This window comes from Nonomuraea sp. NPDC052634 (genome assembly GCF_040678535.1).
Taxonomy (GTDB): domain Bacteria; phylum Actinomycetota; class Actinomycetes; order Streptosporangiales; family Streptosporangiaceae; genus Nonomuraea; species Nonomuraea fastidiosa.
On the sequence record NZ_JBFATY010000007.1, the window covers coordinates 273,189 to 298,067 of the forward strand.

Annotated in this window: 19 protein-coding genes and 1 pseudogene; 10 read left to right on the top strand and 10 right to left on the bottom strand. The window is 71.4% G+C overall.

Features of this window, described 5'->3' with window-relative positions; translation table 11 throughout:
- Positions 1-1,059: 1,059 nt before the first annotated feature.
- Together AB0K67_RS28750 and AB0K67_RS28755 are read left to right on the top strand one after the other, a co-directional pair.
- Complete coding sequence (locus AB0K67_RS28750; protein ID WP_364066553.1) at positions 1,060-2,106, top strand: sulfite oxidase; 1,047 nt, start codon at positions 1,060-1,062, stop codon at positions 2,104-2,106.
- Positions 2,107-2,243: 137 nt separating this feature from the next.
- Complete coding sequence (locus AB0K67_RS28755) at positions 2,244-3,731, top strand: wax ester/triacylglycerol synthase family O-acyltransferase (RefSeq protein WP_364066556.1); 1,488 nt, start codon at positions 2,244-2,246, stop codon at positions 3,729-3,731.
- Here AB0K67_RS28755 and AB0K67_RS28760 read toward each other — a convergent pair.
- Positions 3,669-4,214 (bottom strand): helix-turn-helix domain-containing protein, encoded by a 546-nt coding sequence (locus tag AB0K67_RS28760; protein ID WP_364066559.1) that lies wholly within the window; start codon positions 4,212-4,214, stop codon positions 3,669-3,671. The two genes, AB0K67_RS28755 and AB0K67_RS28760, sit on opposite strands and share 63 nt — an antisense overlap.
- A gap of 147 nt (positions 4,215-4,361) precedes the next feature.
- Here AB0K67_RS28760 and AB0K67_RS28765 point away from each other — a divergent pair, with 147 nt between their 5' ends.
- Positions 4,362-4,937, top strand: a complete 576-nt coding sequence (locus AB0K67_RS28765; protein WP_364066562.1) for a helix-turn-helix domain-containing protein — start codon at positions 4,362-4,364, stop codon at positions 4,935-4,937.
- Between the two features lie 185 nt (positions 4,938-5,122).
- Here AB0K67_RS28765 and AB0K67_RS28770 read toward each other — a convergent pair whose 3' ends face one another.
- Complete coding sequence (locus AB0K67_RS28770) at positions 5,123-5,563, bottom strand: helix-turn-helix transcriptional regulator (protein WP_364066564.1); 441 nt, start codon at positions 5,561-5,563, stop codon at positions 5,123-5,125.
- 152 nt (positions 5,564-5,715) lie between these two features.
- Here AB0K67_RS28770 and AB0K67_RS28775 point away from each other — a divergent pair.
- A pseudogene (locus tag AB0K67_RS28775) lies at positions 5,716-6,054 on the top strand (STAS domain-containing protein); the annotation flags it as partial.
- A 288-nt stretch (positions 6,055-6,342) separates the two neighbouring features.
- Here AB0K67_RS28775 and AB0K67_RS28780 read toward each other — a convergent pair.
- Together AB0K67_RS28780 and AB0K67_RS28785 are read right to left on the bottom strand one after the other, a co-directional pair.
- Positions 6,343-7,272 carry an aldo/keto reductase gene (locus tag AB0K67_RS28780; RefSeq protein WP_364066567.1) on the bottom strand — a complete coding sequence of 310 codons (930 nt, stop codon included), beginning with the start codon at positions 7,270-7,272 and terminating at the stop codon, positions 6,343-6,345.
- A gap of 272 nt (positions 7,273-7,544) precedes the next feature.
- Positions 7,545-8,567: a polyprenyl synthetase family protein gene (locus AB0K67_RS28785; RefSeq protein WP_364066570.1), complete on the bottom strand. Its 1,023-nt coding sequence runs from the start codon at positions 8,565-8,567 to the stop codon at positions 7,545-7,547.
- Between the two features lie 425 nt (positions 8,568-8,992).
- Between AB0K67_RS28785 and AB0K67_RS28790 the strand changes: the two genes are divergently transcribed.
- Together AB0K67_RS28790 and AB0K67_RS28795 are read left to right on the top strand one after the other, a co-directional pair.
- Positions 8,993-10,342 (top strand): cytochrome P450, encoded by a 1,350-nt coding sequence (locus AB0K67_RS28790; RefSeq protein WP_364066573.1) that lies wholly within the window; start codon positions 8,993-8,995, stop codon positions 10,340-10,342.
- On the top strand, positions 10,300-11,916 hold the full coding sequence (locus AB0K67_RS28795; protein WP_364066576.1) for a prenyltransferase/squalene oxidase repeat-containing protein: 1,617 nt from the start codon (positions 10,300-10,302) through the stop codon (positions 11,914-11,916). The genes AB0K67_RS28790 and AB0K67_RS28795 overlap by 43 nt, the downstream gene beginning before the upstream one ends.
- 15 nt (positions 11,917-11,931) lie before the next feature.
- On the opposite strand, the gene AB0K67_RS28800 is transcribed toward AB0K67_RS28795, so the two are convergent.
- The gene (locus AB0K67_RS28800) at positions 11,932-12,969 is read right to left on the bottom strand and encodes a terpene synthase family protein (RefSeq protein WP_364066579.1); all 1,038 of its coding nucleotides are present in this window, start codon (positions 12,967-12,969) and stop codon (positions 11,932-11,934) included.
- Positions 12,970-13,298: 329 nt separating this feature from the next.
- Here AB0K67_RS28800 and AB0K67_RS28805 point away from each other — a divergent pair, with 329 nt between their 5' ends.
- Genes AB0K67_RS28805 through AB0K67_RS28820 form a run of 4 tightly spaced genes read left to right on the top strand, consistent with a single transcriptional unit; the run spans position 13,299 to position 16,969 of the window.
- Positions 13,299-15,605, top strand: coding sequence for a nitrate- and nitrite sensing domain-containing protein (locus AB0K67_RS28805; RefSeq protein ID WP_364066582.1), 2,307 nt, complete (start codon positions 13,299-13,301; stop codon positions 15,603-15,605).
- Complete coding sequence (locus AB0K67_RS28810; protein WP_364066585.1) at positions 15,602-16,024, top strand: roadblock/LC7 domain-containing protein; 423 nt, start codon at positions 15,602-15,604, stop codon at positions 16,022-16,024. The genes AB0K67_RS28805 and AB0K67_RS28810 overlap by 4 nt, the downstream gene beginning before the upstream one ends.
- Positions 16,025-16,059: 35 nt before the next feature.
- A complete protein-coding gene (locus AB0K67_RS28815) occupies positions 16,060-16,401 on the top strand; it encodes a DUF742 domain-containing protein (RefSeq protein WP_364066588.1) in 342 nt (113 codons plus the stop codon).
- Positions 16,382-16,969: an ATP/GTP-binding protein gene (locus AB0K67_RS28820; protein ID WP_364066591.1), complete on the top strand. Its 588-nt coding sequence runs from the start codon at positions 16,382-16,384 to the stop codon at positions 16,967-16,969. Before AB0K67_RS28815 ends, AB0K67_RS28820 begins: the two co-directional genes overlap by 20 nt.
- 180 nt (positions 16,970-17,149) lie before the next feature.
- Here AB0K67_RS28820 and AB0K67_RS28825 read toward each other — a convergent pair whose 3' ends face one another.
- From AB0K67_RS28825 to AB0K67_RS28845, 5 genes are all read right to left on the bottom strand, one after another.
- Positions 17,150-17,860, bottom strand: coding sequence for a TioE family transcriptional regulator (locus AB0K67_RS28825; RefSeq protein WP_364066594.1), 711 nt, complete (start codon positions 17,858-17,860; stop codon positions 17,150-17,152).
- Positions 17,861-17,978: 118 nt separating this feature from the next.
- The gene (locus AB0K67_RS28830) at positions 17,979-19,976 is read right to left on the bottom strand and encodes a hypothetical protein (protein WP_364066597.1); all 1,998 of its coding nucleotides are present in this window, start codon (positions 19,974-19,976) and stop codon (positions 17,979-17,981) included.
- Positions 19,973-22,519, bottom strand: a complete 2,547-nt coding sequence (locus AB0K67_RS28835) for a glycoside hydrolase family 38 C-terminal domain-containing protein (protein ID WP_364066600.1) — start codon at positions 22,517-22,519, stop codon at positions 19,973-19,975. Before AB0K67_RS28835 ends, AB0K67_RS28830 begins: the two co-directional genes overlap by 4 nt.
- A 29-nt stretch (positions 22,520-22,548) precedes the next feature.
- Positions 22,549-23,133 carry an SIS domain-containing protein gene (locus AB0K67_RS28840; RefSeq protein ID WP_364066603.1) on the bottom strand — a complete coding sequence of 195 codons (585 nt, stop codon included), beginning with the start codon at positions 23,131-23,133 and terminating at the stop codon, positions 22,549-22,551.
- 140 nt (positions 23,134-23,273) lie between these two features.
- Positions 23,274-24,239, bottom strand: a complete 966-nt coding sequence (locus AB0K67_RS28845; protein ID WP_364066606.1) for an ROK family protein — start codon at positions 24,237-24,239, stop codon at positions 23,274-23,276.
- Positions 24,240-24,879 lie beyond the last annotated feature (640 nt).

Below are 24,879 nucleotides of genomic sequence, written 5' to 3' on the forward strand. Positions count from 1 at the left end.
GACCACGACCACGGTGCAGCCAGAATCCGAAGACGGCAACCCGCCGAGAGCCGGAGCCGGCCGACAGGAGCCGCCGGCGACCGTAAGTCACCACGAGTCGGGGCCGGCCGGCTGGGAGCGCTTCTGTGTGTCGTGCTCATTGGGCGCGGCGCATTGTCCTGCCATCCCACCGCGACGCGACGCCCTGCCGGGCAACGGCCGAAGCCCCCGTGGGAGGTTCACGCGGGCGCGCCGACGCTCGGCGAACGGCCGGCCAAGGCGCCCAGACCAATGGCACGACGCCCATCACCACCGGACCACCGGCGGCCAGGCGGCGAGAACCGACCGAAGCCGCAGGCGCGGCGGAGAGAGATGGGTGGCGCGGACAAGCTCCGGCAAGTGGCATGAGGCACTACCCGGTACGAGGCGGTGGCCACGGAGCGGGGCGACAAGCCCGACACAGGACAGCGGCCCCGGTGCAGGGTGACAAGCCCAAACGGGCGGCGGCGCAAAGCGGAACGACAGGCCCGCCACGAGACGGCGACCCCAGAGGCGAGACGGCGAGCCCCGAACGGGCGACAACCCCAGAACGAGCGGCCCACCTGGTGCAGGGCGGTGGGCTCGGTGCAGGGCGGTGGGCTCGGTGCGGGGCTTGGGACGGGCGAGGGCGCAGACGGGGCGTTAGGCGGGATCGCGGCAGTCGCGCGTAACCACCACACCACTCCCCCTGACATCGTCGCCGCACCCCGATCGCCAGCACACCCACGCCCCTCGCACGCCAATGCCGTGCGCCCCGGCATGTCCCCACTCACCCGCGAATGCCCGTGTGCGGTGAGGTCGGGGCAGTAGTGAGGGCGCAGCCGGGGCGTTGGTCATACGGCGTGGCCGGGGCCGTTGGGCGGGGGCGTTGGGCGGGGCGCGACGAGGGTCGTTGGGGTGGGGTGGGTGGCGGGTAGGTGAGCGGGCGGGGAACGTTCCTGTACAGGCTGGGCAGATTTCGGCAAGGAAGGGCGCGCGGAGTCAGCCGCAGGAGATTAGATGGTTTCCAGGTAGGAAATAGTCACAACGAGGTGATGCTCCATGAGGCAAGCCACGGCATCGATCGTCAAGCCGCTGCCCGACCACCTGTTCCGGGTGCATGGCAACAGCGCCGAGATGAGGTGGGAGTCCATGGCGGGCCTCGGCTATCACACGCCGAACGACCGGTTCTTCGTCAGGAACCACACCTCGACGCCCCTCATCGACGTCACCACCTGGCAGCTGCGCGTCCACGGCCCCGGGGTCCGGCGGCCGCACGCGTTCACGTACGACGAGCTGCGCGCGATGCCGTCCCGCACGTACGACGTGGCGCTGGAGTGCGCCGGCAACGGGCGGCGCTTCTACCGGACGCAGCAGCACGACGGCGCTCCCGGCACGCAGTGGGGTCTCGGCGGGATCGGGGTGGCGCGCTGGCGCGGGGTGCCGCTGAAACACCTGCTCAAGGAGGTGGGCGTGCGGCCGGAGGCGGTGGACGTGCTCGCGACGGGGCTGGACGAGCCGTTCGAGGAGTACGGCCACGTGCGCCGGCCACTGCCGATCGCCAAGGCGATGGACGACGTGCTCGTGGCCTACGAAATGAACGGTGTGCCGCTTCCTCCGGACCATGGATTTCCGGCGCGGCTGGTGGTGCCGGGATGGGTGGGAATCGCGTCGATCAAATGGCTCGGGGAGCTCGAAGTCGCCACAGAGAAGATCTTCACGCCGTGGAACACCGTTTTCTACGCGGACGTCACCACGCAGCCGATCAAGAGCGCGTTCGAGCTGCCGTGGAATGCGAGGGTGCCGCTGCCGGACGTCCGGATCCTGCGCGGGCGGTCGTGGTCGGGGCGGGGCAGGATCGTCAGGGTGGAGGTGAGCGACGACGGCGGGCTCACCTGGCGCGAGGCCGAGCACCACGGCCACCACCTGGCGAAAGCCTGGCTGCCGTGGCACATCGAGTGGACGCCGCGGCGCACCGGCACGAGGCTGCTGATGGCCCGCGCGACCGACGAGACCGGCGCCACGCAGCCGCTCACGTGCACCAAACACCCGATGGGATATCACTTCGACGCCGTCGTACGACACCCCGTGCACGTCGTCTTCGGCTGACGAAAAAGTCATCCATCGCCCGCCTTGGGCAATTTTCATCTGACAAAGCGGCTGAATTCATCTGGCGGACTCCCCGGGAAACCTTCCGGAAATCCCGTCATGTGATGCTGCCGGCATCACCGGGAAAAGGAGAGCCGATGCGTCAGCTGACCGCACTCGACGCCCAATTCCTCCACCTGGAGTCGGCGACCACCGCCGCGCACGTGGCCGGACTGGCGGTGCTCGACCCGGCGGACGGCATGGTCCGCAGAGACGCGCTGGCGGAGCTGCTGCGCGCCCGCCTGCACCTGTCCCCCGCGCTCAGCATGCGCCTGGCGGAGGTGCCGCTGGGGCTCGATCATCCGTACTGGGTCGCCGATCCCGATCTCGACATCGACCGCCATCTCTTCGAGCTGACCCTGCCGGCGCCGGGCGACGACCGGCAGCTCGCGGCGGCGGTCGCGGAGATCCACGCCCGCAGGCTCGACAGGACGCGGCCGCTGTGGGAGATGCACCTGATCAAGGGCCTGCGCGGGGGCCGGGTCGCCGTCTACACGAAGGTGCATCACGCGGCCATCGACGGGGTTTCGGGGGCGGAGACCCTGGCGGCGCTGCTCGATCTCAGCCCCGACGGCCACCTGACCTCGGCAAAGACGCGACCGGCCGCGCCAGCGGCGCCCCAGAAGGCGGGGCTCGCGAGGATGCTGGTCGGAGCGGCGGTGCACGGCGCCGCCCAGCCGCTGCGCGCCGCCCGTTCGATGATCAGGGCGGCGGCGGATCTGGACGCCATCCCGCTGGCCGCCGCGCTCCCGGGCGCGAAGCTGATCGCCAAGGCGGCCAGGGCGGTCAGCGGCGACCGGCAGCACCGGCCCGAGCTGCCGCGCCTGGCGGTGCCGCGCACACCGTTCAACGGCCCGATCAGCGCCCGCCGCCACCTGTCGTTCGGCTCACTGCCGCTCAAGGACATCAAGAAGATCGCCAAGGCGCACGGCATGAGCGTCAACGACGTGGTGATGACGCTGTGCGCGTCCGCGCTGCGCTCGTGGCTTGTGGAGCGGGACGCGCTGCCCGACGCGCCGCTGGTCGTGGCCGTGCCCGTCGCGGTGCGCCGTAAGGGAGCCGAGGACCTGATCGGCAACCAGATCTCGGCCATGATGGCCCCGGTGCCGACGAACGTACCGGACCCGCTGGAGCGGCTGCGGGTCATGGGCGCGGTGATGAGCCGGGCCAAGCGCCGGTTCGCACTCGCTCCCGCGACGTGGCCGAGCGAGCTGTGCTCGCTGCTGCCCGCCCCGGTCACGAGCCTGGCCACGCCGGCCGTGTTCCGCCTGGCCGGCATGGCCTTCCCGCCGGTCAACCTGATCGTCAGCAACGTGCCGGGGCCGCAGTTCCCGCTCTACCTGTGCGGCGGGCGGGTGCTGTCGTACTACCCGCTGTCGGTGCTGAGCGACGTCAGCGGCGGCCTCACCATCACGTGCTTCTCGTACGACGGCATGCTCGACTTCGGCATCGTGGCCTGCCCCGAGCGCGTGGACGACGTGTGGAGCCTGCTCGCCCACCTGCGCACGGCGCTCGACGAGCTGTCAGACGAGCGAGTGGGCGATGAGTTCCGCGACGGCGTCGGGGTCGATCTGGTGGCCGGTTAGCTGGCACAGGTTCTCCTGGTACAGCAGGGCGGCGGCGAACATGGCCGCCGCCACCTCCAGCCTGGCCGCGTCGCCGCGCGCCCCGGGCATGGCGAGCTCGAGCGCGAACCTGGCCCGCCTGACGAGCTCGCCGTTGAGCCGGGTGAGCCGCTCCTTGACCGAGCCGTGGGTGTCGGCCTCGCGGAACAAGATGCGCCGCATCGACGGCGAGGCGCGCAGCGGCAGGGCGCGGGCGAGCCGGGCGAGCGTGCCGGCCAGGTCGCCGGGCACGGCCTCGACCTCGCGGCCCTCCTCGATGACGGCGCGTTCGTTCACGAGAGCGACCAGCATGTCGATCTTCTGCGGAAAGTACTGAGCAATCAGCCGCTTGGGCACTTTCGCGAATTTCGCTATGACCGCGGTCGTGGTGGCCTCGTACCCGCGGCCCGCGAACAGCTCCTCCGCCGCGTCCAGGATGCGCGTGCGGACGTCACCGATCACCACAGCTCAGCACATTAATGCGGGGTGCGAGTGACACGCCATGCCGTCGGGGCGAGAGGGGTGTCGCAGGTGTCACCCCGGACGCACCTCGCGAGACCGCCGTGTAGCATTTGAGACGAAACTGTCTCATTTGCTACGCAGGTGTCTGCCATGGCCGTGCGCCGCGACCAGATCATGAAGGCCGCGATCCATCACCTCAACGAGAACCCGCTCGCCTCCATGGCGCAGCTCGCCGAGGCGGCCGGCGTCAGCAGGGCGACCTTGCACCGCCACTTCAGCAGCCGCGAAGAGCTGATGCTCGCGCTCGCGCACCGCGCCCACGACCGGCGGGAACGTCTCCAGGAGCAGTGCGGGCTGGCCGCCGCGACCGCGTCGCAAAATCCGAAGGCGCTGGCCGAGGCGCTGGACGCGCTGATCGTCGGCATGATCGAGATCGCCGACGAGTACGGCTTCGGCCTGACCGACTACACGCTCATGATCGAGCCCGAACTGCGCCGCCGCGCCGAGGAGCTGGAGGCGCGCGAGCTGGAGTTCTACGCCGCCGCCCAGCGCGCCGGGGCGCTCCGCGCCGACCTGCCCGTGCGGTGGGTGAGCAACACCGTGTACGGGCTGATGGCGACCGTACGCGAGAGCCTGCGCCACGGTGACGTGGCCCGCCGGGACCTGCCCCGGCTGCTGCGGGCCACGTTCCTGGAGGGCGCCGGGCCCGAGAGAGGCGGATCATGACGGCGGTCACCACCTCGCGGCGCCGGCCGTTCAGGCGCGGGCGGCCCTCACCGAGTCTCTGGTGCTGACGAGTGCGGCCGGGGCGGCGCCGATGCCGGCCGGCAGGCTGGTGGTGCGGCTGCTGACCCCGCGCCGTCTGAACGTGGCCGCCGCCGAGCACCGACGGCCTACGCCCGGAGACCGGCTCAGGGCTGGGGGTCGGGGCCGGCGACCTGGTCGGCCACGCGGCCGATGCGGGCCAGCCGGGCGAGCGCCGGGCGCGAGAGCACCTCGCCGATGTCGTGCAGGGCGATGATCAGCTCTTCGACTCCGTCGAGCGGCATGTCGGGCTCCCTGTTCAGCAGGATGCCCCGGTAATCCTCGGGGGAGACGGCACCGCCGGGCAGCTCGATGCGGTCGTTCTCGGCCCTGAACAGCACCGGGACCGAGGTGTCAAGGGCGAGCGCGAGCGCGGTCAGCTCGGCGGCGGTGAAGGCGCGCTGGCCGCGCTCGGCCTGGTGGACGGCCTGGCGGCTCCAGGGCCTGTCGAGGTAGCGGCCGAGCGCCTCGCCCAGCTCGGTCAGTGACATCCCGCGCTCCGCCCGCAGGCGTGCGATCTGTCGGCCGATGGCCTCTTCGACCCGCAATGCGATCACTCCTTCGGAGTGTCATTCTGCACGATGACACCGCAAGTCAAGCGTTGACGACAAGGCGATCGTGGCAGTACCGTCAATGTACAGATTTCCCCGTCAATGTTGCCGATGACAGGCCGAGAATACGGCCGATGGTGAGGCGCGACATGCAAGACATCAGCATCGAGGTGGTCGGACCGGTCGGCGACTGCGCCGTGCTCAAGATCGCCGGTGAGGTCGACGTGTTCACCGCTCCGAAGCTGCGCGAGCAGGTGATCGGCCTTGCGAGCCAGGGCGTCGTCCACCTCATCGCCGACCTGAGCACGGTCGAGTTCCTCGACTCGACCGGCCTCGGCGTCCTGGTCGGCGGGCTCAAGCGGCTCCGCACGCAGGAGGGCTCGCTGGCGCTGGTGATGACCACCGAGCGGATCTCCAAGATCTTCCGCATCACCGGGCTCACCGCCGTCTTCGCCTCCCACTCCTCCGTCGGCGAGGCGATCACCGCCGACCCCCACTGGAAGCAGGTCGTCGAGGAGGCGGCCGGCAGCGTCGAGGACTGGTGCAAGCAGCACGGCCTGTCCTGACCCCGGCCTGACCTGCGGTCCGGCGTCGACGTGCGCGAAATGCGCTGCCGCATCGGGCTGGTCGCCTCCAGCCGGCGGCTCGTCGACGAGGAGCTGATGGGGTAGCCCGGTCGCATGGCCTGTGCCTGGTCCGCGATCCGGCCTCAGCCCCAGTGCGGCCCGGCCGTGGCCCGGCCGCAGCATGATCAAGATCCCAAGGCGTCGTGCCCGTCAGGGGCGCGACGCCTCGTCCAGCAGGGCGAGCTCTTCGGCGGTCAGCGTGGTGCCGGCCGCCGCGAGGAGGGGCCCGAGCTGCTCGACGTTGCGGGCGCTCGCGATGGGCGCGGTCACCGTCGGCTGGGCGGCCAGCCAGGCGAGCGCGATCGTCGCGGGCGCCGCGCCGCGCTCCTCCGCCACCCTGTTCAGCGCCTCCAGCACCTTGGGGCCGCGCTCGGTGTTCAGGTACTCGCCCGCCTTCGACGCCCGGGGGCTGTCCACGGTGGCGCCCGGCTTGTACTTGCCGCTCAGGAAGCCTCCGGCGAGCCCGGAGTACGGGGTGCTCGACAGCCCCTCGCGCGCCACCAGGTCGCGCAGCTCGCCCTCGTAGCCGCGCTCGACCAGGTTGTACGGCTGCTGCAACGCGACGTACCTGGCCAGGCCCTCCTTATCGGCGGTCGCGAGCGCCTCGGCCAGCCGGGGCGCGGTGTAGTTGGACGCGCCGATGTAGCGGACCTTGCCCTCGCGGATCAGCGCGTCGAACCCGGCCAGCGTCTCGGCCAGCGGCGTGTCAGGGTCGTCGAAGTGCGCCCAGTAGAGGTCGATGTAGTCCGTACGCAGCCGCCGCAGCGAGTCCTCGGCGGCCGCCTTGATGTTGTCGGCCTTGAGCCCGCTGCGTCCCTCCAGCGAGCCGACCTTGGTGGCCAGCACGATGGACTCACGGTTGCCGCGCGCGGCCAGCCACTCGCCGATGATGGTCTCGGACGTGGGCTCTTCGGTGGCCCAGTACGGGTACACGTCGGCGGTGTCGAGGAAATTGCCGCCGCCTTCGACGTAGGCGTCCAGGACCGCGAACGAGGTCTCCTTGTCGGCCGTCCAGCCGAAGACATTGGTGCCGAGCGAAATCGGAAATACGGACAGGTCGGAATTGCCAATAGTTCTCATCCCGCCATTATCCGCAGCCCGATTCCGGCGGCCTGGCGCGGCCCCGCCCTTGGGCCCTCATGAGAGGCGAGCGCGCGGCACGCGGTGGTCTGACGCGTGGCTCCTCAGCCGGCCGGCGCTCATGCGCCCGGGACTCAGGCGACCCGGGCCTCCGCCCTTTACCACGCCGACCAGGACCGATGCCGGCTCGACCGGCGCTCACACGCCCGAGGCTCAGGCGACCCGACCTCCGCCCTGCCCGGTGCTCACCGGTGCTTCTGCGATCCGGGTGATCAGGCGGACCGGTGAACCAGGCTGCCGCACAGGGCGCGCAGGTCGGTGGCGTGCGGCAGGCACTCGTCGAGTACGCCGAGCGCCGAGGCCACGTACCGCTCAGCGAGGCTCTCGGCACCGGCGCGGCCGCCGGCCTCCTCCACCAGTCGGGCGGCGTGCCGTACCGACTCCTCTCCTTCGACGCCCGCCGCGAGCAGGTCGGACAGCTCGCGCGCGGCCGGTCCGTCGCCGGCCAGCGCGGCGAGCACCGGCAGAGTCTTCTTCTCCCGCCGCAGGTCGCTGTGGACGGGCTTGCCGGTCATACGGGGGTCGCCCCAGATGCCGAGGATATCGTCGGCGATCTGGAAGGCGACGCCGAGGTCGCGTCCCATCTGCCACATGCGCCCCGCCAGCTCGGGCGCACCGCCCAGGGCCACGCCGGCCGCGGCGGCGGCGCCCAGCAGGCCGCCGGTCTTGCCCGCCGCCATCGCGGCGTACTCGTCCACGGTGACCTCGCCGGGCCCGCGCCAGGGGCGGTCCTCGAAGGCCATGTCGGCGGTCTGCCCCTGCACCAGCTCCATCAAAGCGGCGGACAGGTAGGGCATCGCCTCGGGACGCCCGGCGAGCTGGCCGACGGCCAGCGCCAGCAGCGCGTCGCCGGTCAGCAGCGCCGGCCCCACACCGTACGCCTTCCACAGCGCGGCCCGATGCCTGCGCAGCTCGTCGCGGTCGATGATGTCGTCGTGGGCCAGGGAGAAGGCGTGCACCAGCTCGACCGCCACGGCGCCGGGCAGCGCGGACTCGGCGGTGCCGCCGACCGCTTCGGCGCTGAGCATGACGAGAGCCGGCCTGACGCCCTTGCCGACACCGCCCTCAAGCGGGCGGCCGTCCACGTCGGACCAGCCGAGCGTGAACGCGGCCATCTTGGCGCCCCAGGGATGCAGCGCCGCGACGGCCTCACGCAGGGCGGGTTCGAGCAGGCGACGGAAGCGTGCCAAGGGGTCGGCGCCCTGCGGCAGAACGGCCGGGCGGCTGACGCTCATCGGGGGCCCCTACCTCCGGTTGATCTTGAAACTCCATGCAGAAGCATGTGATACTCCACGTGGTTTTGATATCTGTCATGACATGCCCGTCATGTGAGACAGGTGCCAGCAGAGCCGACGCGCGTCCCGAGCACCGCTTGCGAGCGACCTCCGGGTTCCGCACACCATCGCACCCGGGAGAAGTGACTGGTCGAGGACGGCGGAGATGGAGCCGGAAACCGTACCACGAATGGAACCGACCACCATCATTCCTCCGCGAATCAACAGAAGGGCGACATCTCTCTTTTCCGCCCAAGCTTGATCATACACGCACTTTCGTACAATAATCACTCATTGAGTGAGATTTCCTCACATAGAACACTTCTAGCTACATAACGCTCTCTGATCGGGGTATCGCCGCCATGCCGCACCCCACGGAAACCTCCGTGTCCACTCCCCACGTCGTCCCCTTCCACCGGGCACTACCCCGCCTGGTGAAGGACCCGGTGACGGAACTGGCCAACATGGGAACAGAGGCCGCGGGCCGGATCGTCCGCGTCAATCTGGGTCCATTCCGGCCGTATCTGGTCTCGCACCCGGATCACGTGGAGCAGGTACTCAAGACCCACTGGACCAATTTCGTCCGTGAAGGCATGTTCTGGCGGCCGCTCCGCCGCGTGACCGGCCAGAGCATCCTCGGTGAAGGCGAGGCGTGGGCTTCCACCAGGAAGATCCTCGCGCCGCTGTTCACCTCGCGCTACATCGCCTCGCTGGCCGACGACATGGCCGACATCATCGCCGAGTGCATGCTCGAGATGGACAAGTTCGCCGAGACCGGACGTCTCATCGACGGCGGGCACCAGATGACCACGATCGTCAACCAGGCGGTCATCAAGGTGCTGTTCGGCGGGCGGATCTCGCGTGACACCGCCGAGCGGCTGGCGCCGGAGTTCGCCACCTGCGCCACCTCGATCGGGTTCCGGTTACTCTTCCCGTTCGCGCCGTACTCCATCAAGGTGCCGGGCGACCGCGCGTTCCTGCGCTCGGCCCAGAAGATCGACGAGATCGTCTACCCGCTCATCGAGCAGGCCAAGCGCGAGGACACCTCCAGCAAGGAGGTCGTCTCCAAGCTGCTGTCGGCCCGCCTGGAGAAGGAGGGCCGCGCCGACCTCAAGCAGGTGCGCGACGACCTGGTCAGCATCTACGGCGCCGCCTCGGAGACCACCGCCATGTCGCTGACCTGGCTGTGGTCGGTGCTGCACGACCACCCCGAGGTCAACGCCCGGCTGCGGCAGGAGATCGACGACGTGGTGGACGGCGGGCCGGTGCGCGCCGAGCACGTCGGCCAGCTGCCGTACTTGCGGATGGTGCTCCAGGAGCTGCTGCGCGTCTACCCGTCGGCGTGGATCATCCCGCGGCAGGCGGTCAACGACATCGAGATCGGCGGCATGCGCATCAAGGCCGGCTCGCAGGTGCTGGTCAGCCCGTACACGACGCACCGGCTGAAGGAGTTCTGGGACCGGCCGGACGAGTTCGACCCCGACCGCTGGGCCGACGAGAAGGCCGCGATCAAGCACCGCTACTCCTTCATTCCGTTCGGCGCGGGCCCGCACGTGTGCCTCGGCCAGCACCTGTTCTACGTCGAGGCCCCGCTGGTGATCGCCAACGTGCTGAGCAGGTACCGGCCTGAGCTGACCAACCCGCAGCGGCTCACCCCGCTGCCGGGCGCGTCCGTACGGCCGAAGGAGAAGCTGTGGCTGCGCCTGCACCCCAACGAACGGCGGCGCGCGGCGTGAAGAACGGGACCAACGTGAGCCTCGCCACCGCCACCGACCCGGCCGACCTGACCGCGACCGCGAACGAGCTCCTCGCCAGCCTCATGCTCCGGCCCTGGGGCCAGGTGTCGCCCTCGGTGTACGAGACCGGCCGCCTCGTCTCCCTCGCCCCCTGGCTGACCGGCCACGGCGAGCGGATCGGCTACCTCGTCCGCACCCAGCGCCCCGACGGCTCCTGGGGCGCACCCGACGGCTACGGCCTGGTGCCGACGCTCAGCGCGACCGAGGGCATCCTGGCCGCGTTGACGCGGAGCGACCCCGGCATCGGGCGCGACCGCCTGCTGGAGACGGCCGAGCGCGGCCTGAAGGTGCTCGGCGGCTGGCTGAAGGAGCGGCTCGACCTGCCCGACATGCCGGCGATCGAGCACATCGTGCCGTCGCTGGTGTCGCTCATCAACCAGCACCTCGCCGAGCTGGGCGCGGGTCACGAGCCGCTGCCGCTGCCCGAGGGCATGACCTACGACACGCTCCGGCTCGTCAGGGAGTGGATCAAGTCGGGCGCCGAGGTGCCGGAGAAGCTGCTGCACGCGCTGGAGATCGCCGGCGCGGAGGCGGCGGGCGCGCCCGGCATCCGCCCGACGCCGATCGGCACGATCGGCGCCTCCCCCGCCGCCACCGCGGCGTGGCTGGGCCGCCCCGAGGCCGGCTCAGGGGGGAGCCCGGACGGCGAGCCCGCCAGGCAGCACCTGGAGGCGGTGGTCCGGCTGCACGGCGGCCCGGTGCCGGTGGGCCTGCCCATCACCGTGTTCGAGCGGAGCTGGGTGCTGAGCTGGCTGGTACGCGCCGGGGTGCCCGTCGAGGTGCCGCCGGAGATGCTGGCCGACATCAGGGCGGCCATCGGGCCCGAGGGCACGCCCGCCGGATACGGCCTGCCGGCCGACGCCGACACCACCTCCGTGGCGCTGTACACGCTGTCGCTGGCGGGGGCGCCGTACGAGCCGGACTGCCTGTGGCGCTTCCGGTCGGGCACCCATTTCGCGACCTGGCCCGGCGAGCAGGGCACCTCTGTGAGCGTTAACGCGCACGTGCTGGACGCCTTCGGCCAGTACGTCGCCCGCCGCCCCGACGCCGCGCCCCGCTACGCCGAGACGATCGCCGACCTGTCGGCGTGGATCGGCGAGCGCCAGCAGCCCGACGGGAGCTGGACCGACCGCTGGCACGCCTCGCCCTACTACGCCACGGTGAGCTGCGCGCTGTCGCTGGACGAGTTCGGCGGCCCCGGCGCGGCTCCGGCGGTGCGGGCGGCGGCCGAGTGGGTGCTGTCCACCCAGCGGCCCGACGGATCGTGGGGGCGCTGGGAGGGCACCGCTGAGGAGACCGCGTACGCCATGCAGGTGCTGCTGCTGACCGAGGGACGGGACGATCCGCGCCGGATCGAGGCCGCCGACCGGGGGCTCGCCTACCTGGCGGGCTCGACGGGCGGCGAGCACCCGCCGCTCTGGCACGACAAGGACCTCTACGCGCCGTTCGCCATCACCCGCGCCGCCGTCATCGCCTCGTCGTATCTGGCGGCGCGGGCGGCCGTGACGTCTTGAGCGACGCCCGTGCTTCTAAGACTGCGACTCGGAGCGGGCGTCCGCGGCCAGCTCGGCCACGGTGTAGGCGTGCGTGTCCCTGGCCATGTACCAGGCGCCGTTGAAGGCGACGCTCCTGCGCTGTCCCTCGACGACGCCGGCCAGTTCGGCGGGCAGCCGCCGCAGCTCGGCGTCGAAGGCGGCGTTGAGCTCGGCGATGTGCGCGCGCACCCGCTCGACGGCGTCCTCCGTGCTCGTCCCGGCGCGCTCCAGGATGAGCACGGAGTTCGGCTTGCCCTCGCGCCGCTCGCGCTCGAACGTGCGCAGGTCGTTGGCCAGGCGCATGCACTCGGCGCCGAGCGCGGTGGCCGGCTCGACCACGGCCCAGTGCTCGGTGCGGGCCGGCTCGGGGCCGCAGACGCCCAGGGCCGCCGCCCACCAGGTGCGGTAGAGGATGGTCAGTCCGCCGTTGTCGAGGTAGCGGTCGTAGCCGGGCCAGGGCTCGCCGCCCATGGCCCAGCGGCGTTCCAGCGCCATGGCGCGGCCGGCGAGGTCGAGCTGGCCGAGCAGCGACGGCACGTGCGCTTCGGCTCCCGGGTGGGCGCGGAAGCGCCCGCACCAGGCCCGCCACGCGCTCAGCGCCTCTCCCATGGGACCGGAGTCCTCGGACTCGCCGGGCTCGTCGCCGGACAGCACGCCGCGGATGCGGGCGAAGAACGCGTCCACGTCGGCGTCGGTCCAATCGCCCGCGATGCTGTCGGCGATGTCGTCCATGCCGAACAGGACGGCGGTGAGCGCGCCGAGGTCGGCGATCTGGTCGCGGCGCGCCGCGGGGAACGTGGCGGCGGCCGACAGGCAGCTGAAGGCGAGCCGGCTGGAGGCGCTGTCGCCGTCGGCGAAGAGTGTGGTGTGGGGGCGCAGCAGCCGGTCGGCCTCGGGCACGGCGTCGAGCGCCGCCGTGAGGACGGCCGCGCGGTCCTGCTCGGGGACCCCGGCGAGCTGATGGGAGGCTTTGAGCAGGCGGTCTGCTAGGTCATTACGAATGTCGAAGTATGCGGAGCTGGCGTCTTGCACCCGCGCAGGATATCCATTTTATCCGATTTCTGACTAAATCTGTCAAAAATCGGATATTTGTGTGCAAAGCGATTGGTGTTGCTTGAGGGGCACTTTGTCCTGCGCTACAGTCTCGTGATCGACACCGTCCGTTGCCACCGCCGTGCGTGCAGGTGGCCAGCACTCAGTATCACTTTCTCAGGGTGGGTAAAATGGGCTCCCGCAATACGAGACTGCGGACCAAAGTCACGGCTCTGCTACTCTCCCTGGCGGCGCTGTGGGTCTTCGCGGCATGGGTAACTCTACGCGAAGGCGTCAACCTCCTGTGGGTCACCCAGGTCAATGACAGCGTGGTCGACCCCAGTGAGCCTCTGCTGGTAGAGCTGCAGAAGGAGCGCCGGATCTCGGCCGTTCACCTGAGCGACCCCACCTCCCGCTCTCGTAAGGAGATGGAGGCCCAGCGCAAGCGTTCCGACAGCACGCTCGCCTCCTTCAGGGAGGCCGCCACGGGCACGCTGGTCGACTGGGCCACCGACGAGGAAGGCTCGGAGCGGCTCAACGAGGTCTTCCGCCGCCTCGACATGATCAAGCAGACTCGCCAGGCCGTCGACGCCGGCCGGCTCAACCGCGTGTCGGCCACCGACGCCTACAGCGAGATCATCGACTCGATCTTCAACCTGTACGGCGCGCTGGCCACCCTCGACGACAAGGCGCTGGCAAGCGACATCCGCAACCTGCTGGCGCTGAGCCGGGCCCGGGACATCATCACCAAGGAGGACGCGCTGCTGTCCGGCGCGCTCGTCAGCGGGCGCCTGTCGGCCTCCGAGCACGCGCAGTTCGTCGCCACCACCGGCGCCTGGAAGATCGTCGCCGACCAGGCGGGCTCCGAGCTGTCCGACTTCAACCAGTCCGAGTACGAGAAGGTCATCAACGGCCAGTCGTTCAACCGGCTGCGCAACCTGGAGACCCTCGTCGCCGAGCAGGGTCCGGAGAACGGCGGCGTGCCGTTCACCTCCTCGACCTGGCGCCAGGCCACCGACACCGCGCTCAACGACCTCAACACGATGGTCCTCGCCGCGGGTGACCGCGTCGTCGAGCGGGCGATCCCCGTCGCCGTCAACGTCATCGTCCGGCTGGTCCTCGCCGGTGGTCTCGGCCTGATCGCGGTCATCGCGTCCATCGTCCTGTCGATCACCACCGCACGTGCCCTCATCGCCCAGCTGCAGAAGCTGCGCGACGCCGCGCACGAGCTGTCCGACCACCGTCTGCCCAGCATCGTGGAGCGCATCGGCCACGGCGAGAAGGTCGACGTCGCCAAGGAGGCCCCCGCGCTCGACTTCGGTGACGACGAGATCGGCCAGGTGGGCCAGGCGTTCAACACCATGCAGCGCACCGCCATCGCCGTCGCCGCCGAGCAGGCCGAGCTGCGCCGCAGCATCCGCGACATTCTGCTCAGCCTGGCCCGCAGGACGCAGGGCCTGGTGCACCGCCAGCTCACCGTGCTCGACGTCATGGAGCGCCGGGAGACCGACCCGGAGGAGCTCAAGGAGCTGTTCCGGCTCGACCACCTGGCCATCCGGATGCGGCGCAACGCCGAGAACCTCATCGTTCTGTCCGGCTCCTCCCCCGCCCGTACGTGGCGGCGCTCGGTCCCCATGGTGGACGTCGTCCGCGGCGCCCTGGCCGAGGTCGAGGACTACACCCGCGTCTCGCTCATGCCCATGGGCGACGTGGTGCTCGCCGGCCGGGCCGTCGGTGACGTGATCCACCTGCTCGCCGAGCTGATCGAGAACGCCGTGTCGTTCTCCCCGCCGTACACCAACGTGCAGGTCAGCGGCCAGCTCGTGGCCAACGGCTACGTGATCGAGATCGAGGACCGCGGTCTCGGCATGAAGCCCGAGGACCTGGAGGCGGCCAACAAGCGCATCGCCGACCCGCCCGAGTTCCGCATCTCCGGCACCGCCCAGCTGGGCCTCTACGTGGTCAGCCAGCTCGCCAAGCGCCACGACATCCAGGTGAAGCTCAAGGCGTCCCCGTACGGCGGCACGACCGTCGTGGTGCTGCTGCCGCAGGAGCTCGTCCAGCTCGACCCGTCACCCGACAGCACGGACGGCGGGCGCGAGCGGCTGCCGCGCCGCACCCCCGGCAGGGAGCGCGGCAGGGAGGCGGGCGTCGCCACGGCGACCAGGCCGCTGGCGGAGAACGTCCGCACGCTCAGCTCGGCGCGCTCGGCCACCCCGCTCGCGGCGCCGACGCCCGTACGCGAGGTCAAGGAGACCCGGCAGGCCCCCGAGCCCGCGAGCAGGCCCGAGCCGGTCTCCCGGCCGAGGCCCGAGCCCGTGACCAGGCCGGCTACCGAAACCGAGCCCGTTCAGGAGGACACTTCTGAGCGAGAACCACAGAAAGAAACGCCGGCCACGGAGCAGAAACCTGTGACCGAGTTCACACCGTCGGGGCTGCCCTTCCGGGTACCCCAGGCCAACCTGGCACCAGCGCTGCGTGAAGAAGCGCCCACGCAGCCCGATTTCGAGGAGGACGATGACGAGCGCTCGCCGGAGGAGATCCGCGCGATGATGGGATCCCTGCAGTCAGGCACCCGTCTCGGCCGCTCCGAGGCGGCCAAGATGCTGGATGAGCAGACGGGAGGTACGGAATGAGCCCCACCACGTCGGGCACCGACCTCAACTGGCTGATGGACGACCTGATCGGCCGCGTCAAGGACGCGGAGCACGCCATCGTGCTGTCGTCCGACGGTCTGCTCATGGCGTCGTCGGCCGGGTTGCAGCGGACCGACGGCGAGCATCTGTCCGCCGTCGCATCCGGGCTTCAGAGCCTGGCCAAGGGCGTGTCCGACCACATCTCCGGCGGCAGGGTCCGGCAGACGGTCGTCGAGTGGAAGAGCCAGTTCCTCATCGTGACCACCGCCGGCGAGCGTGCCTGCCTCGCCGTCCTGTGCAACCAGAACGCCGACATCGGCCTGGTGGCGTACGAGATGGCGATGATGGTCGCCAGGGTCGGCCAGTACCTCACCTCCGGCGCCCGTAACGCCGAGGCGATCGCCGGGAGCGACGGGTGAGAGGGCCGGACGACGAGCCCACGGACGAGCACTGGGTGGATCCGGAGATCATCCGCCCGTACGTGGTGACTCGTGGCCGTACGCAGCCTGCCCACGGCAGGTTCGACCTGATCTCCATGGCCTTGGCGGTCGGCCCGCCGCCGGGCCCCGACGCCGGGCTGGACCCCGAGCACCTGCGCATCCTGCAGCTGTGCCGCGAACCCAAGTCCGTCGCCGAGATAGCCGCGTACCTGGATCTGCCCGCCGGCACGATCCGGGTGCTGCTCGGTGACCTGTTCGACCGCGAACTCGTCTCTGCCCAGGAACCGCAATCCGAGGTGGACATGCACGACATAAAGATGTACAGGGCGGTGCTCGATGGCCTTCGCTCGCTCTGAGCGTCCGCGCCTTCCGACGGCGATCAAGATCCTGATCGCGGGCGGTTTCGGCGCGGGCAAGACCACGATGGTGGGCGCGGTCTCCGAGACCAGGCCGCTGCGTACCGAGGAGGTGCTGACCGATCGCAGCATCGGGGTCGACGACCTCACCTCGGTGGAGGCCAAGCGCACCACCACGGTGGCGATGGACTTCGGCCGTATCACACTCAACAACGACTATGTCCTGTACCTGTTCGGCACGCCCGGCCAGGAGCGGTTCTGGTTCGTGTGGGACGAGCTGGCGGAGGGGGCGCTGGGCGCGGTCATCCTGGCCGACACCCGGCGGCTGGCCGACTGCTTCCCCTCGGTCGACTACTTCGAGCGGCGGGGCACGCCGTTCGTGGTGGCGGTCAACTGCTTCGAGGGCGCGCCGACGTTCGAGCTGGACGAGGTACGCCTCGCGCTCCAGCTCGGGCCGGACATCCCGATCGTCATGTGCGACGCCCGCAAGCGCGACTCCAGCCGTGAGGTGCTGATCACGCTGGTCAAGCATTCGGCACGGCTGCGCGCAGAACCGGTCGGCAGCTGACCCCTCCCTGCTCCGGCCGTGCGGTCAGGCCCGCCTGTGAAGGCGGGCCTTTCTGCGTTCCAAGGCCGGTCAGCGTTCAGGGCCTGTCAGTGTTCAGGGCCGGTCTGCGTTCCAGGGCCTGTCCGGCTGTCGGGAGGCGGGCTCTGTCAGGGGGCGGGCTCTGTCAGGGGGCGGGCTCTGTCAGGGGGCGGGCTCGACGTGTTCGCTCAGGTACGTCTCCAGCTCGGCCGCGCCCTTGATCATCGCCCGGCCGCGCGCCGACAGGCGGCCCCGCCACTCGCGCAGGGCGCTCTGCAGCGGCTCCTGGCCGCCCGCCGCGCGCACCTGGGCGAGCAGCGGGGCGATCTGCTCCAGCAGGTAGCCGCCGCGCCTGAGCTGGTGGACGAGCTGGGCGTCGCGGACGTCGGCACCGGTGTAGACGCGGTAGCCCGTACGCGGGTCGCGGCGCGGCTGCACGAGCCCGGCCCGTTCCCACTTGCGCAGGGTGGCGGGCCGGATGCCCAGCCTTCTGGCCAGCGGGCCGATGAACGTCACCCCCGGCTCGACCGGTCTGGCGGGGGCCAGCGCGCGCAGCGCCTCCTCCACCGCCTGGAGGGTGCGGCGGTCCTCCAGAAGCTGGGCGTGGCTCTCGTCGATCAGCTTGAGCGCCGCGTCCGTCTCGCCCCGGTTGATCGCCTGCATGATCGCCGTGGCCGTGCGGTGGCCGTGGGCGGGGATCAGCGCCACGAACGCCCGCAGCGCCTGGGCGTGGCGAGGGGTGTAGGCGCGGTAGCCGCTCTCCGTGCGGGCGGCGGGCGGCAGGATGCCGGCCTGCTCGTAGTTGCGCACCGCCTGGGTGGACAGGCCGTGCGGGCGGGCCAGGTCCACCGGCCGCAGTCGGCCACCGGGCATCGACGCACCTCGCCGGATTTGAGGGTGCACGCGCGGATGTGCGCGGACACCGGGGTCGAAGGTTCAACCAGCGTCCAATCCTAGCGGCGAGCCGACGGAAGATCGAACCGGTGCAATGTCACGTGGGCTCTGCTCGGTAGGCGTCTCCCGGTTTGGCAGCGAGCACCTGTTCGCAGGCCAGCAGCAGCACCCCCGCGCTCCACGCGTGCGACAGCGTCAGGTACATGCCCTTCGGCTGGAAGCAGTCCGTCTGGTAGTACCGTTCGGTGATCATGCCACGGTAGGCGTTGATGTCGCCGTCGGCCGCCGGGAGGAGCTGGCGGAAGCAGTCGAGCGTCTCCTGCGCCCGCTCGGCGTAGTACGGATCCCCCAGCGCCTCCGACAGCTCGGCCAGCTCCGCCGTGCACACCAGCCCGTACGCGTGCAGGTGCTGGTTGGACGGCGACGCCTGATCCGCGCCCCGGGTGGCGAAGCCGTACGCGCCGAGCGGGGTGCGCGGGCCGAAGCGCACGTTGTAGGTGTAGCGGAAAGTGAGCATCCAGTCGGCGGCCCGGCGGGCCAGGTCGAGCCAGCGGGCCGCGCCGGTACGGCGGTGCAGCGCCATGTACGCCATGACCGCCGCGTACCCGTCCTCGGAGGTGGGTGCGAGGTCCACGTCCTCGGGCGCGCCGTAGATGAACTCGTCCTCGACGAACCTGGCGTAGTACTCCCCCGCCCGCTCGGCCGCCCGCAGATCGCCGGGCTCGCCGGACTCGGCGAGGGCGGCCACCCAGGTCAGGCCGGACGCGCCCGACCAGGACAGCACCTCGCCGGTCTCGGCGTGGTGCAGGGTGCCGAGGTTGCCGTCGGGGCGCTGGCGGGCGACCATGACGTCCAGGTTGGAGCGGGCGGCGGCGGCCCACTCGGGGTTCGGCCGCAGGCGCAGCGCGCGCAGCAGGAACAGGGTGGCCTCGCCGAGCGTGCGCGCGTGCAGGGCGCCCTTGACCGGGCTCCAGCTCTGCGACCAGCCGCTCTTGCGGTACCAGGTGCCCCAGAAGGTGCCGGACGGCGACAGGTTCGCGCAGATGAAGCCGATGACCCGTTCCGCGGCGGCGACGTGCTCGGGCCGCCCGGTGCGCAGGCCGTGTTCCAGGAGCGCCGCCGCCCAGGGGATGCCGCTCACCCAGCCGACGTGCATGGCCTGCCGGTCCACCGGCCGCCCGTCGCCGCCGCTGACCTCCCTGTCGAAGCCGACCGTCTCCAGCAGCACGCCGGGGTCGGGGTCGTAGTGCCAGCGGTACAGGCCCTCGGCGGCGATGTCGGCGGCGGTGGTCACGTCCTCCCACGGCTCGATCGGGGCCGCCGGCAGCCGCAGCTCACGGTCCTCGCGCAGCAGCGGCGCGTACGCGTGCCGGTCGGCGGGCAGCGGCGCGGTGGCGAGCGTCAGCGACCGCGACTCGCCCGGCCGCCAGACGTGAGTGGCGGCCTGGGCGGGCAGCGGGTCCGCCGAGCCGTAGTAGGTGATCGGATGCTCCCGGTACGGGAACAGCAGCGCGACGGTCGCCCGCCCCTCCGCGTACGAGAGCTCAAGACCGGTGATGCCGAGCGGCGAGACCTCGTCGGCGATCAGCGCGGCGCCCCCGTCGTCGCCCCACACCAGGACGGCGGGGGTGGCGGCGCGGTCGGCGCGGAACCCCCACGAGGCGGAGACCATCTCGCCGGGACGGTCGGCGCCGGGCTCGAAGCGGGGGAAGACGCGGTGGCAGCCGGCCGGGCGGTTCTCGCCGTAGAACAGGCCGGGGATCAGCCACCACGGGGCGGCGGCCGAGGCCACCGACCTGCTGACGCGTACGGTGGCCGCGGCCGGCTCGGCGCCGTCGTAGCGTATGTCGAGCCGCAGCGCGCGGCGGCCGGTCGGCAGCGGCTCGCCCCAGCTCCAGTCCACCGCGAACGGCCCCGTGCCGAGCACCTCGACCCGCAGCTCGCCACCGCCGGGCACGGCGATCACCACGGGCGCGGCCCCCTCGGCCTCCGGAGCGGCGACCGCCGAAAGGCCGCCGGCCGCCGCGGAGGCGTCGCCGGGCGGGTGCGGGTCCTGCTCTCCCCCTGCTCCGGCGGGGCCGGGGTCGTCCGTCACCACGGCTCCACCGTGAACGCGCCCTTGCGGACCTCCATCTCCACCAGGTCCGTCTCCACCGCCGAGAGCGGGTCGTCCAGCGGGATGCGGAACGTGCGGATCTGGCAGGGGCCGAAGTCGGCGGTGAGCCGGATGCCGGCGACGGGGATGTTCAGCGTCGCCGTCCCGGGCCTGCCGGTGGTCTCGACGGCCCTGACCACGAGATCGCGAGGCGTGTCCTCGTGCAGCTTCACGGCGGTCACCATCACCTGGCCGCCGCCGTCGTCGAGGTAGCCGCGCGAGCTGGGCAGCGGCCCGTCGTGGAAGCTCTCCAGCATCGCCCGTACCGGGGAGCCGAGCAGCGCGGCGCGGCGGGTGAGCCCGGCCTCGCGCCAGTCGCCCGCGTGCGGCACCAGCAGGTACGAGAACCGCTGCACGCCCTGGTCCTGGTACGAGTAGAAGCCGTCGGGGTCGAGCAGCCTGGGGTCGTGCCAGGAGTAGACGGGGCTGCGCACGGCGGTGATGCCGATGCTGTGGCTGCGGCCGGGCCCGGGAGGCGCGACGTCGTAGCCGTGCTTGGCGTTGTTGACCACGGCCAGGCCCGCGCGGGTGCCGCCGATCGAGCCCGACAGGTCCACCCACGACTGCGCCGGTTCCTCTGCTCCGTCGATGGGCCTGGTGAGGTGCGCGAACGGGATCTCGTACGTCGCCACCGGGCTCTCGAGCCCGACCGGGAAGCGCAGCTTCATCAGGTGCGCCTGCTCGCGCCAGTCGAGCGTGACCCGCACCTCCACGGCGTCGTCGTCACCCGCGCCGAGGATGAACTCCTCGGCCATGGTGGAGCGGCCCCACTCGCGCTCGACGCGGATGCGGGCGCGCAGCGGCCCGCTCTCGCGCAGCACGATGTCGGTGACGGCCATGGGCTGACCCGGCCAGTCGTAGGAGACGACGCGGTGGCCCCAGGTGTCGGTGGGGTCCTCGCACACCTGCGTGTGCTCGCCGGACGCGCCGGCCACCAGGTCCACGCCGGTGCGCTTGTCGACCAGGCTGGACAGCCAGCCGGTGACCGGGTCGAGCTCCAGGCGCAGCACGTCGTTCTCAAGGTGGTGCCGGGACGCCGACAGCGTGCCGGCCGGGTTCATGCCGGGGCCCTGGCGCAGCCGGTAGAGGCGGTAGCCCAGCGGCGGCAGCTCGGCCTTGAACACCGTCGCGCCGCGGCCCTTGTCGTCGGTGGTGGCGACCGACTGGATGCGCTGGCACGGCACGTCCGCGCCGTCGGCGTCCACCACGTGCACGCCGTTGGGGGCGACGCTGTATTGCAGCTCGACGCGGGTGGAGACCGGCCACGGGTGCGGGTTGAACACGATCACCGGCTGGGTGCCGGGCTCCTCGGGCACGTGCACGTCGCGGGCGATCACGTTGTGCGCCCTGGTGATGATGCGCTTGGAGATCGCGACGGCCTCGCCGAGCTGGTCGCGGGCGTCGTCGTACGCGGGCTCGATGGCCGAGCCGGGCAGCACGTCGTGGAACTGGTTGAACAGCACCTGCTTCCAGGCCCGCTCCAGGTCGGCGCGGGCGTCGTGACCGGCGATGGCCGCCCACCGCTCGGCCGACAGCACCGCCGCCTGGGCGCGGCGCTGCCACAGCTTGATGCCGGAGTGCGACGAGTAGCAGCCGGCCGCGTGGTGCTGCAGGTCGTCGCGCCAGACCGGCAGCTCGGCCAGGCCCTCCTCGCCCAGCCGTTTGATCATCTCGTCGAAGTAGCGGCGCGGCGACGACAGGATCATCTCGCCGAACGAGCCCATCCGGTCGTAGCGGTGGATCGACTCGATGTTCGCCTTGGTGGGGCCGCCGCCGTGGTTGCCCACCCCGTAGAAGATCATCAGGTCGCCGAGCGAGCGGTCGAGCTGGGCGAGCGCCTTCTCGGTCTGGCCGGCGACGTCGCCGGGCGGGCTGCAGTACTCGAACGGGATGCGGTAGGCCAGCACGCGGCTGCCGTCCGGGGCCTCCCACCAGAACATGGTGCCGGGCAGCTCGCTCTCGTGCGGTCCAGGACGGAGGAAGGTGTAGGAGTCCATGCCCTGGCCGCGCAGGATGGCGGGCAGCATGGCGTTGTGGCCGAACGGGTCGACGTTCATGCCGACCGTGGCGGTGACGCCGAACTTCTCCTTGAGGTAGCGCTGGCCGTACAGGCCCTGGCGGACGAACGACTCGCCGGACGGCATGTTGCAGTCGGGCTCCACCCACCAGCCGCCGGTCATCACCCAGCGGCCCTCCGCCACCTTCTCCTGGATCCTGGCGAACAGCTCGGGGTCGGACTCCTCCACCCACGAGAGCAGCACGACCTGGTCGCAGGTGAAGACGAAGTCGGGGTACTCGTCCATGCGGTGGATCGCCGACCAGAACGTGGCCCGCGCCTCCTGGTAGCCCTCCTGCCACGGCCACAGCCACACCGGGTCGAGGTGGGCGTTGCCGATCATGTGGAGGGTGCGCTGGGGGGTGGCCGCCGGGCGCTGCGCGCGGGACAGCCCGGAGGGCTGGCTGCCGGAGGGCGCGTTCGACATGGGAGCCCGCGACCTGGAACGACGCCTGGTCATGCGGCCGCCCACGCGTCGATCTTGTCGCTGATCATGTGCAGCATCAGTGTGTGGATCTCCTGGATGCGCGGGGTCTCGGTGCTGGGGGCTAGGAGGAGGTGGTCGGCGTACGCGGCGGCCTTGCCACCGTCGTTGCCGCCGAAGAGTACCGTCACCGCTCCATTGCTCTGCGCGGCCTGCAGCGCGCCGACCACGTTCGGGGAGTTTCCGCTGGTCGTGAAGGCGGCGACCACATCGCCTGGCTTGGCGAGCGCCTGCACCTGCCGGGCGAAGACGTCCTCGTAGACGTAGTCGTTGGCGATGCAGGTCATGACGGTGGCGTCGGTGGTGAGCGTCACGGCGGGCAGCGGGCGGCGGTCGCGCCGGTAGTGGCCGATCAGCTCGCCGGTGAAGTGCTGGGCGTCGGCCGCGCTGCCGCCGTTGCCCATCGTGTAGAGGGTGCCGCCCCTGGTGAAGGTCTCGATGAGCAGGTCCGCGGCGGCCTCGACGGCGGGCAGCAGCGCCGCCATGCCGCGCGCGGCGGCGAGGTGGCCTTCTACGTGCTGCGCCAGCAGCTCGGGCGTGGAAGAAACGTCGGACATGGGTCTTTCCTGTGGAGAGGTCGGTGGGTCTTCGGCTCCGCTGCGGACGGAACTTCGCGCCTCGAGGGCCTTACGCTGAGCGGTTCATCAGGGCTGGGGCCTTGCCGAGGGCCTTCTGGGGGTCAGCGGCCTTCTGGGGGTCAGCGGGGGGCGCCCGCGACGAGATCGTGCGCGACGGCACCGGCCCCGACCACGCACACTCCCGCGCCGAGCTTGGCCAGCTCGATCCGGGCGCTGCGGGCGGCCGGCGGCATGGCGTCCCTGGCGACCGCCGCCGCGACGGGGTCGAGCAGCCGGGCGCCCGAACGGGTGACGCCGCCGCCGAGCACGACCAGCTCCGGCTCGAACGCGTTCACCAGGTCGGTGAGCGCGCTGCCCAGCGCCCATGTGGTCTCGTCCCAGATCTCGACGGCGAGCGGGTCGCCGGCCTCGGCGGCGCGGGAGACGTCCTCGGCGGTCGGGTTCTCGATGGCGGACAGGGACGAGGGACGGCCGGCGGCCAGCGCCTCCCTGGCGCGCTCGGCGATGGAGGTGCCGGACGCGTACGCCTCCAGGCAGCCGTGCCGCCCGCACGAGCAGCGGCGCCCGCCCGGCCGCACCATGACATGCCCCAGCTCGCCGCCGTTGCCGGCCGCGCCGCGGTGCAGGCGGCCGCCGATGACCGAGCCGCCGCCCACGCCCGTGGAGATCGTCAGGTAGAGCATGGTGCTGGTGCCGCGCCCCGCGCCGTACCGGAATTCGCCCAGCGCCGCGGCCGTGGCATCGTTCTCAAGGGCTGAGGGGACGCCGTACGCCTCCGTGGCCAGCGCGCCGATCGGGACGTCGATCCACCCCGGCAGGTGCGGCGGGCACTCCAGCACGCCGGTCGCCGTGTTCAGCGGCCCGCCGCAGGAGATGCCGACGGCGGCGATCTCGGGCATGCCGGCCTCCGCGATCGCCTTCCTGCCCAGGTCGAACAGCCTGGCCAGGACGCGCTGCGGGCCCTCCTTCCTGCGGGTGGGGGCGAGCTGCCAGCCGTGGATCAGGCCATCGCCTGTGACCACGCCCGCGGCGAGTTTGGTGCCGCCGATGTCCAGCGACAGAACTGGGGGAAGATCGTGCTCCATTGGGCCTCCGACGGGAACGACTGACGCACATGCCTATGACATCGTTCCCACATTGGATCCTAGGGCGAGTTTTCCCCGCGGGTCAACGCACGGCGGCCGTGAAATGTCAGATCGCAGACATGTGTGTCCACTTCTTGAGACATGCAGAGCGCCGGGGGCCTGTCACGCGGCTGGGCAGCGGCCGTCGCCGACGTGCCGGCGATCCGCCGATCGCCCACGAACCCGCACCGCGACCCGCACCGCGACCCACACCGCGCGCCGGCCACCCGCCGGACGACCGAAGCGCCCAGCCGTAGGGCACGCATGTGCCGCTCACCTCGGGGTCACAGGGCAAGAGGGCTCGATGCGACCGCACCCGCACCGCCCGGCAGTGAGCCGCCCAGGCGACGGGCGCCGCTCCGTACCGGCCGCACGCTGGGGTCGCGAAGGCGCCGACCGCGACGCAGCCGAGGACGAGGCGCGTGGCGACCATGCGCCTCGTCCTCGGTCACCGCCCGGAGCCTCGCGGGCGCGATCGTGAAGGTCGCCGGCCCGGCGATCGTCCCTGGACCGCACGCAGCCACCCCTGGACCGCACGCAGCCGCCCGTGGACAACATGCAGCCACCCCTGGACACCGCGCATCCGCCCCTGGACGGCACG